Below are 10,463 nucleotides of genomic sequence, written 5' to 3' on the forward strand. Positions count from 1 at the left end.
CACGGATCCTGTGGCGCGACCCGTCTCCGGTCGTGGTCATGACGGTGATGAACACGGCGGTGCCGGCGGCACCTGCCACCTGCTGCAGGGTGGACAGGATGGCCGAGCCGTGCGAGTACAGCCGGCGCGGCAGAGAGCCGAGCGCTGCCGTCATCAGCGGCGAGAACATGAAGGACAGGCCCGCGTTGAGCAGCATGTGCCAGGCGATGACCGTTCCCTGGCCACTGTCCGCGGTCAGGGTGGTCATCCCCCACAGGGCGGTGGCGACGATGGCGGTCCCCGGGATGACGAGCGGGCGGGCACCGACGCGGTCGAACAGCCGGCCGACGAAGAGGCCCATCACGCCCATGAGCAAGCCGCCGGGCAGCAGGGTCAGCCCGGTGTGCATGGCATCAAGGCCCAGCACGTTCTGCAAGTAGATCGGCAACGTGATCAGGGTGCCGAACATGCCCATCATGCCGATGCACATCATCAGCAGGGCCATCGTGAACGTGGAGGTGCCGAAGGCCCGGACGTCCAGCAGCGCGTGGTCACGCAGGCCGAGCTGGCGCCAGGTGAACACCGCCAGGGAGACGATGCCCACGGTGAGTGGGATCCAGGGGGTGATCAGCGCGCTGCCCTCGGCGGCGGAACCGATGCTGCTCAGGCCGAAGACCAGTCCGGCGAAACCGAGCGCGGCCAGCACCACGGAGAACACGTCCAGCGGCAGGCGCCGGGTCTCCGTGACATTGCTGATCATCGTGGCGCCCAGGACGAGCGCGATCGCGGCGATCGGGAGCATGATCCAGAACATCCAGCGCCAGTTGAGCGCATCCAGGATGACACCGCCGAGCGTGGGGCCGATGGCTGGGGCCACGGCGATGACGATGGAGATGACGCCCATGGTCCGGCCACGGCGGTTCGAGGGGACCACGTTCAGCACCGTGGTCATCAGCAGCGGCATCATGATGGCCGTGCCGACCGCCTGGACCACGCGGCCCAGGACCAGGGCGAAGAAGGTCGGCGCGACGGCGGCCAGCAACGTGCCGACCAGGAAGCTGGACATCGCGACGATGAACACGGTGCGCAGGGGAAGGCGGGTCAGCAGGTAGCCGGTGATGGGGATGACCACCGCCATGGTCAGCATGAAGGCTGTGGTGATCCACTGGGCCGTGGAGGCGCCGATGGCGAACTCCGTCATCAGGTTCGGCAGCGCCACGGACATGATGGTCTCATTGAGAATCACCACGAAGGCCGCGACGACGAGCAGCGAGATGACTCGGCTGGCGCCCGGGGGAAGGCTGGACGTCGTGGCCGGCGGGGCAGCACCGGCGGGGTTGGTCTGGGGTTTCTCGGTAGCCGGCATGGTCTGCGGCGGTCCTCTCTTCACAAAGCAATGAGGAGCCGATGGGCTCCTCATGCGACAACGTCGGGGCCTCTGGGCCCTGGGTAGGGAACCACGTCCAGTCTGCCGTTATTCCCCTGCGGACGCCCCATCCGATCCTGCGCCGTGCTCGAGGTGTTCGTCACGCCATCGTGGAAGGAGCGCCCGGTGCTACCGTCTGCCGCATGGCGCTTCCCGGGAATTGGATCGAGCACCGCCGCGAGGACGGTGAGCCCGTCGGCTGGATCGTGCCCGACGGCGGCGGGTTCCGTCCCCGGGACATCCTCGGCCGCCCGGTGGGCGGTGCACCGGTCGACTGGCTGGAGGCGGAGGAGTTGCTCGACGCGCGGAGCCTCGGCTTCCTCGCGAACCGTCACCGCTTGCGGCAGGCCGACGGGACGGAGCGCCCCGTGCGGATCAGTCAGGCCAGTACCGACGGGATCGTGGTGGTCGCCGACGAGTACGGGGCCGCCTCCGCCGTGGGAGCCCGGGCCGAGGTGTTCCACCTGCCGTTTCCCGCGCCCGAGGAGTTGCTCCTCAACGAGGGCTGAGCATCTGTGTGAAGCGACGTGACGCCGGACACGGCTCGGGAGTGCCGATGTCCGTTAGCGTGGGCGGGTAACCATCCAGAGCGGCCGAGAGACCTGGCTCGTCGACGCCGCAGCAACCCGTGGGGATTCCCCAGCCGGGTGCTACCGCCAGGACCGATGGAGATCCCACGGCTCAAGCGGTTCCCTGCACGGTGCCGCTTCGAACGACCCGGCACGGTCCGGTCCCCGCCACGGGAATCCTTCGGTGAGACCGAAAGGACCGCCGAATGACAGCAACACCCCGCACCATAGCCGCCGTCCAGCCCGGAGTGGATCTCAGTGCCGGCCTGCCCACGGACTACGCCGGCCTCCAGAAGCACTTCCAGCCGCTCTTCGAGGACATCGCGGCGGGCTCCCTGGCCCGGGAGCTGCACCGCGAGCTGCCCTTCGACGCCGTACGGAGCCTGGACGAGGCCGGCTTCGGTACGCTCCGGGTGCCGGTGGTCCACGGTGGTCCGGAGGTCAGCCTCGAGACCTTCTTCCACCTGTTGATCGATTTGGCTGAGGCCGACTCCAACGTGGCCCACATCTACCGCTCCCACTACGGCTTCCTGGAAGCCCTGCGCTTCCAGCCGCGGGACGTCCAGGATGCCTGGTACCCGCTGGTCCTGGCGGGCGCCACGGTGGGCAACGCCTCCACGGAGAAGGGCGGCAACGCGCTGGGCGGTCTGAACACCACGCTGACGCCGACCGCCGGCGGCATGGAGCTCAACGGGCAGAAGTTCTACGCCACCGCCTCCATCTTCTCCGACTACACCCGCGTCTCGGCCGCCCGTGCCGACGCCGACGGTGGGCTGCTCGACGGCCGTCAGTTCGCCGTGGTGGCCACCGATGCCGAGGGCGTGGTCCTGGAAGACGACTGGGACGGTTTCGGCCAGAAGCTCACGGGCACCGGCACCGCAACCTTCACGAGGGTTCCGGTCCCCGCTCACGGAGTGCTCGACCGGGTGCCGGGGTCCGCCGAGGCCGTCCACGAGGCGGCCTTCTTCCAGCTCGTGCTGCTGGCAGTCCTGGCCGGAATCGCCCGCGCCTCCCGCCGAGATGCGGTGGCGACCATCGCCTCCCGCAAGCGCACGTTCAACACCGGTTCCGGCCTGCCGTTCCGCGAGGATCCGCTCATCCAGGAGGCCGCCGGCCGCATCGCCGGGAAGGCCTTCACCGCCGAGGCCACGGTGCTCCACGCCGCCCGCGCCCTGGATGCCGGCATCGCCGCCGCCGAGGCCGTCGGAGCCGACCGTCCGGACTTCACCGGCGACGTGCCCGCCGAGCTCTACGGCTCCGAGCTGGCCATCGAACACGCCACCATCACGGTGCCCGAGTTGGGCATCGGTGCCGCCCAGGACCTGTTCCTCACCGTCGGCGCCTCTGCCACGTCCACGAAGAAGGCCCTGGACCGCCACTGGCGCAACGCCCAGACCGTGGCCACGCACAACCCCATCGCCTTCCGGGCCCGGTCCCTGGGGGACTACTGGATCAACGGGACCCTGCCCGAGGGTCTCAACGCGATCGGCGATGCGAAGGGAGGCCAGGGCTGATGGGCACCACGAACATCCTCTCCGGCAAGAAGCGGGTCCTGGCCTCCGCCTTCGCCGGCACCACCATCGAGTGGTACGACTTCTACCTCTACGGCACGGCCGCGGCGCTGATCTTCAACGTCCAGTTCTTCCCGATGGCCACCGAACTCGGCGGGATCGTCGCCTCCTTCGCGACCCTCGCCGTCGGCGTGATCGCCCGGCCGCTGGGCGGGATCATCGCCGGCCACCTGGGGGACCGGATCGGCCGCAAGGCGCTGCTGGTCGCGTCCCTGCTGCTGATGGGCGTGGCCTCCACCTTGATCGGGCTGATGCCCACCTTCGAGGTCATCGGCTGGTGGGCCGTCGTCGGGCTCGTGGTCCTGCGGATCCTCCAGGGCCTGTCCGCCGGGGCTGAATGGGGTGGCTCCGCGCTGCTGAGCGTGGAGCACGCGCCGGCCCGGCACCGCGGCTTCTTCGGTTCCTTCACCCAGATCGGCTCCTCCGCCGGCATGCTGCTGGCCACCGGGGCATTCTTCATCATGCAGAACATCATGAGCGCCGAGCAGTTCGCCGCCTTCGGCTGGCGCATCCCGTTCCTGCTCTCCGCCCTGCTGGTGGCCGTCGGCCTGTGGATCCGGCTCGGCGTGGCAGACGCCCCGGAATTCCTGGAGCACCAGGCCTCGGGCAACGTGGCCAAGGCACCTCTGAAGGAGCTGCTGGCCCACCACCGGCGGCCACTGCTGGTCACCATCGGCCTGCGACTGGCCCAGAATGCCATCTACTACCTCGTCACCGTGTACATGCTGACCTACCTGAGAGACGTGCGCGGGGACAGCTCCTCGGGCGTGACCGCGGTGATGGTGGCTTCGGCCATCGGCCTGTTCTCCACGCCGTTCTGGGGCTGGCTGTCCGACCGGATCGGCCGCCGGCTCCTGTCCGCGGCCGCCTATGCCGCCATCGGGGTCTTCGGCTGGGTCCTCTTCGCCTTCCTCGACGCCGGCCCGCTCGCCTTCCTGCCCCTCGTGGTGATCCTGGGCATCAACGTCATCCATGACGCGATCTACGGGCCGCAGGCGGCCTGGTTCGCCGAGCAGTTCCCCGTCCACGTCCGCTACTCGGGCGTGAGCCTGGGTTACCAGGTCGGGACCGTCCTGGGTGGCGGGCTGATGCCGATGATCGCCGCGCTGCTGTTCGCCGCCGGCGGGGAGGCCCCGTGGCTGATCGCCGGCTACCTGACGGTGCTGTCCGTCCTCTCCGTCGCCGCAGCGCTCGCGGCGAAGGATCCGGCCAGCCAGCAACGTGGCACGGAGCTCACGGACCTGCACGCCGTTCCGGTGGCGGACGATCCCACATGGTCTGCCGAGCAGCGTCTCGCAGCCGGCACCCCAGCCGTCGGAGCCACTGACCCTGACAGCCCCACCGAGAGAACCTCCGAAAGGACGTCTGTATGACCCGCCCCCTTCTCCTGAACGCCTTCGACATGATGGTCCCGGTGCACCAGTCCCCGGGCCTGTGGAGGCACCCGGAGTCCGGGGTCGCCGGGTTCGACACGCTGGAGTACTGGACCGGGCTGGCCCGGACCCTGGAACGGGGCGGGTTCGCCTCCCTCTTCCTGGCGGACATCCCCGGCGTGTACGACGTCTACCGGGACTCCACCGACGCCACGCTGCGCGGCGGCGTGCAGGCTCCCGTGCTGGACCCGCTCGTGGTGGTCCCCGCCATGGCCGCCGTGACCCGGCGCCTCGGCTTCGGGATCACCGCCTCCGTCACCTACGAGGCGCCCTACCTGCTGGCCCGCACCTTCGCCACCCTGGACCATCTGACCCGCGGGCGCATCGCCTGGAACGTGGTGACCTCCTACCAGGACTCAGCGGCCCGGAATCTCGGCATGGACCAGCAGATCCCGCATGACGAGCGTTATGACCGTGCGGACGAGTACCTGGAGGTGATGTACAAGCTGTTCGAGGGGTCCTTCGAGGAGGGGGCCGTGGTGGCGGACCGGGACCGCGGCGTCTTCGTGGATCCGGAGAAGGTCCACCCCGTGGGGCACCGAGGCACGTTCTTCTCCGTGCCGGATCAGGCCCTCACCCATCCTGGCCCCCAGGGGACCCCCTTCCTGTTCCAGGCGGGTGCCTCGAAGCGCGGCCAGGACTTCGCCCTGGACCACGCCGAGGCCATCTTCCTGATCGGCAACACCACCTCCCTCGTCCGCCAGTGGGTGGACGGCATCCGCGCCGGGCTGGCCGAACGTGGACGAAGCCGGGATGCCATCCGCATCTTCACCATGGCCACCGTGGTGGTCGCGGACACGGACGAGGAGGCCGAGGCCCGGCTCGAGGGCTACCGGGAGTTCGTGGACATCGACGGTGCCCTGGCCCTGTTCGGAGGGTGGACCGGGGTGGACCTGGACGGCTCGGATCCGGACGCCCCGCTGGAGTACATCAAGACCGAGGCGAACCAGTCAGCGCTCGCGGCGTTCACCAAGTTGTCTCCGGACCGGACCTGGACCGTGCGGGACCTCGCCGAGTTCATCGCCATCGGCGGTCGCGGACCGGTGATCGCCGGCTCACCGCAGACGGTGGTGGACGAGTTGATCCGCTGGCAGGAGGCCACGGACGTGGACGGCTTCAACATCTCGGCGGCCGTCCGCCCGGCGGACCTCGAGCGGTTCACGGACCTGGTGTCTCCCGAGTTGCGGCGGCGCGGACTGTTGCCGGACGAGCCGGCCGAGGGGGACGGCGTCGAAACCCTCCGCGAGGTGATCCTGGGCGCCGGCCCGCACCTGGCGAAGGACCACCGCGGCGCCGCCTTCCGGCGCTGAGTGACGCCGGATTCCGCCCGCCGGGTAACCGCGGACGGTGCCGGCGGGATATGGCGTACGGTCGAACTGAATACGTCATCGACTCCGAAAGAGGACTCCATGTCTACGTCCCCCTCCGTGCGCAATGGTGCCCGTCCTCCGCGCCAGCCCAAGCCGCCGGTCCTGCTCGAGGTGGTCGCCACCGAGCGGATCAGCGCACACCTGGTGCGCCTGACGCTGGGTGGGCCGGGGTTCGCGGACTACCAGGACAAGGACGCCACGGACAAGTACATCAAGCTGATGTTCGCGGACCCGGCGCTGGGCCTGACGATGCCCTATGACATGGAGCAACTCCGCGAGACCCTGCCCCCGGAGAAGATGCCCGTGCGCCGCACCTACACGGTGCGGTCCGTGGACCACGACGCCGGCACCCTCGCCGTCGACTTCGTGGTGCATGGCGACGAGGGCCTCGCCGGCCCCTGGGCCGCCCAGGCCGCGATCGGCGACCCCGTCACCTTTGGTGGTCCAGGCGGGATGTACCTCCCCGATCCCGCCGCGGACTGGCACCTGCTGGCCGGAGACGAGTCAGCCGTCCCCGCCATCTCCTCCGCCCTGGAAGCTATGCCCGCGGACGCCGTCGGCCTCGCCATCATCGAGGTCGCCGGACCGGAGGACGAGGTCGCCCTGACCGCCCCGGACGGCATCAAGCTCACCTGGCTGCACCGCGGCGGCATCTTCACGCCGGAGTCCACCCTCTTGGCCCACGCGGTCATCGAGGCACCGTGGCGCGAGGGCGACGTCCAGGTCTTCGCGCACGGTGAGCGGGAGATGGTGAAGGACCTGCGCCGCTACCTCTCCGATGTCCGCGGAGTGGACCGCCGGCGGATGTCCCTGTCCGCCTACTGGGCCTACGGCCGTGCCGAGGAGGCCTTCCAGGCCGAGAAGAACGAGCCCATCGGGCAGATCTTCCCCGAGGCGTAGCGATTCCCGTCCTTCCGACCGGCGGCTGACCTCGCCGCACCCCGGGGCCTGAACAGCCCCGGGCCTCCACTGCTCAGGCGGCGACGCCGGCCAGCCGCCGGGACAACCCGTCCAGGTCCCGGAACATGTCCTTGTTGAACTGGAAACCGCGGGACGCCTCCTCGATGAAGGCGTCCTCCTGCTCCGGCGTCAGGCCCAGTGAGTCGAGCTTCAGCCGGTAGCCGTCCTTGTAGACCTTGGGCTTCTCGATCCCCTCGAACCGGTACATGGCGAGGTGTTCCCCGGCCAGCCCGTAGTGGCGGGACACCATCGTGCCGATGGCCTGACCGCCGGAGAGATCACCCAGGTACCGCAGGTAGTGGTGGGCCGCCAACCGTGCGTGGTCATGCTCCACCTCCGCGATCCGCCGCACGTAGGCCCGCGTGGACGGCAGCTCGCCGGGAGCCTCGTCCAGCCCCGCCACGGGCAAGAGGTTCATCAGGTCCTGCCGGATGAAGGGTGCCCGCTCGAGCAGGGGGTCGAACAGATCTGCCACGGGAGTCGGCGAGGTGACGCGCGCCAGGGCCACGGAGTCCTCCAGCTGGTGATAGATGTGCTCGTACTGGGACAGCAGGAGGGCATAGTCCCGGGCTGAGCGGCGCCCGCCCATGAGGTCGGTGATGAACGTGGAGGTCTCCGCCTCGTGGTGGTCGGCCTGGGTCAGCTCGCGGACGCGGGCTGAGAGGGCCGGTGCGGGGGTGGCGGTCATGGTGACGCCCTTTCGGAAAGGTGCCGTTGCGGGGGTGCGTGGCGTGACTGACGTCATCTTCGCAGATAACTTGTGATTTGTTTAGGTAAGGCTTACCTTAACGATAGCTGAATGCGCCACACCACTGTTTCGTAATGCGCTCGGCAAGCATCTCACTAGCACCTTTGATGGTCCGCGCCTTCGGCGCCGGGCCGTTCTCTCGGAGAGGACTCCATGAAGACCCCCATTCACCGACGCGTCCTGCGCTGGGTGGCCATGGCCACCGCAGTGCTGCTCGCCTCCTTCGGGCTCACGGCGTTGCCCGCCAGCGCCGCCCCCACCGTCTCCATCACCGAGGTTCCCGACGGCGGCGGCCAGGTCACGATCTCGGGTGCCGGATTCTCGGCCGAGGCTCCCGGCATCTACCTCGGCATCGGCCCCACCGGTCTGGCCGGCTTCTACCAGGGCAGCGGCAGCCTCGTGGAGGACCAGACCGTCTACGTCAGTCCCACGGCCGCGGTCGGTGACTCGCCGCAGGGCCGCACCGAGCGGATGCAGGCCGACGGCACCTTCTCCTTCACCACCACGCTGCCCGCGGAGCCTGAGGGTGGCCTGGCCGCCTATACCTCGAAGGCCCACGGTCAGGGCTTCGCTGATCCCTCGCAGAACTCCACCACCCCCATCGCGTACGCCGAGCCGGCCCCGGCCGTCCCGCCGACGCTGACCGCCACGGCCGTTCCTGCCGCCGGCGGAGAGGTCACCGTGACCGGGGCCAACTTCTCCACCGAGGGCCCCGGCGTCTACCTGGGCGTGGCCCCCACCTCCGCCGGTGGCTTCTACGCCGCCTCCGGCTCGGGCGCCATCAGCCAGGCCGACACGGTCTACGTACCCGCAGTGCGGATCTCTGCCGAGGGGGCTTTCACCGCCACGCTCATGGCCCCCGCAGGGGACGGCACCTCCTATTCCGTGTTCGCCTCCAAGGCCCACGGCCAGGGCGTGGCCGATCCGTCCCAGGACGCCGGCGTCGAGCTCGAGTTCACCCCCGCGCCGACCCCTGAGCCGACGCCGGAACCGACGCCGACGCCGGAACCGACACCCACTCCTGAACCGACTCCGACTCCTGATCCCACCCCTTCAGACGAGCCGACCTCTCCGGCGCCGAGCACCCCGGCGCCGGACCACGGCGCCCCCCGCGTGACCGTCTCCGCTCCGGACAGCGGCACCGTCACCGTGAGCGGCACCGGCTTCTCCACCGCGGCGCCCGGCCTCTACGTGGGACTCGGCGAGGCCGGGCAGTCCGGCTTCTACCAGGCCTCTGCGGCGGGGGTTCTCGTGGAGGGTCAGACCGTTGCCGTCGCCACGGAGTACGAGAACGGTTCGATCGACATGGGCCGCACCGCCCAGCTCAGCGGCAACGGCTCCTTCACCCTGACCATGGACCTGCCGGCCGGAGCCACCGCCTCGGACTACGCCGTCTACACCTCCAAGGCGCATGGCCAGGGGCGCACGGACACCTCCCAGGACGTGATCGTGCGCCTGTCGGACACCGCGCCCTCGGAAGGCTCCGGAACCCCCGGCGCCGGTCAGGGCAACAACGGCTCTACCCCGACGCCGATGGACCCGAACGCCTCGGGCGGTCAAGGGGCCGTTGACGGAAACGGCACCGTGACCGTCAACGGCCGTGACACGGACGGCGGCCAGCTCACCACCACCGATACAAAGCCCGTCTACCAGACCGTCTGCACGGCCAACGAGGTCTCCGGGGCCACCCTGAACTGGGGCCTCAAGTCATCGTTCCGCAACTACATCCGCGGTGGCATCGCCCAGGGCGGCTGGACCCTTGGCGGCGGAGCGTCCTACGCGGGCAGCGCCTTCACCTTCGGTGGGGGCAACGGCTCCTATGCCAAGGATTCCCGCACCGGCACCGTGACCTTCGGCGGTTCCGTGCACTTCACCGGGCATGACGGCGTGCTGGACCTGAACCTGTCCAACCTTCGGTTCAAGCAGACGAGCCCCTCATCTGCCGCGATCATCGCCGACGTGACGTCCTCCTCCATGGAGGGCGACGGCTTCAGCCGGAGCAACGTCACCTTCGCCACGGTCAACACCTCCAGCCTGACGGTCAGCGAGAACCGCGTCACCCTCAACAGTGCCCCAGCCACCCTGACGGCGGCCGGTGCGGAGGCCTTCGCCGGCTTCTATGAGGCCGGCACCGCCCTGGACGCGGTGAGCGTCACCCTTCCGCTGGGCGAGGGCACTGACTGCCAGCAGGTCCTGGTCACCGACGGCACCGGCAAGTACGCCACCGGTCAGCAGCCCGGTTCCGTGCAGCTGGCCTCGACCGGCGCGGAGACCACCGGGCTGATGGCCGCCGGCGGCGGGCTTCTCGCCCTCGGCGCCCTCGTTCTGGTCCTGGCCCGCCGCCAGCAGGGCAGCCACGCCGCCTGAACCTGCGACGTGGTGGACCTGACCGCCACCCCCATCGGGT

Annotated in this window: 8 protein-coding genes and 1 riboswitch; of the genes, 6 read left to right on the plus strand and 2 right to left on the minus strand. The window is 69.7% G+C overall.

What is annotated here, in order from left to right:
- A partial coding sequence (locus RUH65_RS14095; RefSeq protein WP_313818221.1) for a DHA2 family efflux MFS transporter permease subunit occupies window positions 1-1,345 on the minus strand: 1,345 nt, incomplete at its 3' end.
- 203 nt (window positions 1,346-1,548) lie between these two features.
- Between RUH65_RS14095 and RUH65_RS14100 the strand changes: the two genes are divergently transcribed.
- The 5 genes from RUH65_RS14100 to RUH65_RS14120 all read left to right on the plus strand — a co-directional run bounded on the left by RUH65_RS14100 (window position 1,549) and on the right by RUH65_RS14120 (window position 7,248).
- On the plus strand, window positions 1,549-1,914 hold the full coding sequence (locus RUH65_RS14100; protein ID WP_313818223.1) for a hypothetical protein: 366 nt from the start codon (window positions 1,549-1,551) through the stop codon (window positions 1,912-1,914).
- 68 nt (window positions 1,915-1,982) lie between these two features.
- Window positions 1,983-2,077: riboswitch (SAM riboswitch) on the plus strand.
- A 103-nt stretch (window positions 2,078-2,180) separates the two neighbouring features.
- Window positions 2,181-3,488 carry an acyl-CoA dehydrogenase gene (locus tag RUH65_RS14105; RefSeq protein ID WP_313818225.1) on the plus strand — a complete coding sequence of 436 codons (1,308 nt, stop codon included), beginning with the start codon at window positions 2,181-2,183 and terminating at the stop codon, window positions 3,486-3,488.
- The gene (locus tag RUH65_RS14110; protein ID WP_313818226.1) at window positions 3,488-4,918 is read left to right on the plus strand and encodes an MFS transporter; all 1,431 of its coding nucleotides are present in this window, start codon (window positions 3,488-3,490) and stop codon (window positions 4,916-4,918) included. Before RUH65_RS14105 ends, RUH65_RS14110 begins: the two co-directional genes overlap by 1 nt.
- On the plus strand, window positions 4,915-6,288 hold the full coding sequence (locus RUH65_RS14115) for an LLM class flavin-dependent oxidoreductase (RefSeq protein ID WP_313818227.1): 1,374 nt from the start codon (window positions 4,915-4,917) through the stop codon (window positions 6,286-6,288). Before RUH65_RS14110 ends, RUH65_RS14115 begins: the two co-directional genes overlap by 4 nt.
- Before the next feature lie 99 nt (window positions 6,289-6,387).
- Entirely contained in the window at window positions 6,388-7,248 is an 861-nt protein-coding gene (locus RUH65_RS14120) for a siderophore-interacting protein (RefSeq protein ID WP_313818228.1), read from the plus strand.
- A 73-nt stretch (window positions 7,249-7,321) separates the two neighbouring features.
- Here RUH65_RS14120 and RUH65_RS14125 read toward each other — a convergent pair whose 3' ends face one another.
- A complete protein-coding gene (locus RUH65_RS14125) occupies window positions 7,322-7,996 on the minus strand; it encodes a biliverdin-producing heme oxygenase (RefSeq protein WP_313818229.1) in 675 nt (224 codons plus the stop codon).
- A gap of 213 nt (window positions 7,997-8,209) precedes the next feature.
- Between RUH65_RS14125 and RUH65_RS14130 the strand changes: the two genes are divergently transcribed.
- On the plus strand, window positions 8,210-10,423 hold the full coding sequence (locus tag RUH65_RS14130; RefSeq protein ID WP_313818230.1) for an HtaA domain-containing protein: 2,214 nt from the start codon (window positions 8,210-8,212) through the stop codon (window positions 10,421-10,423).
- Window positions 10,424-10,463 lie beyond the last annotated feature (40 nt).

This window comes from Citricoccus sp., assembly GCF_032154715.1.
Classification (GTDB): Bacteria; Actinomycetota; Actinomycetes; order Actinomycetales; family Micrococcaceae; genus Citricoccus.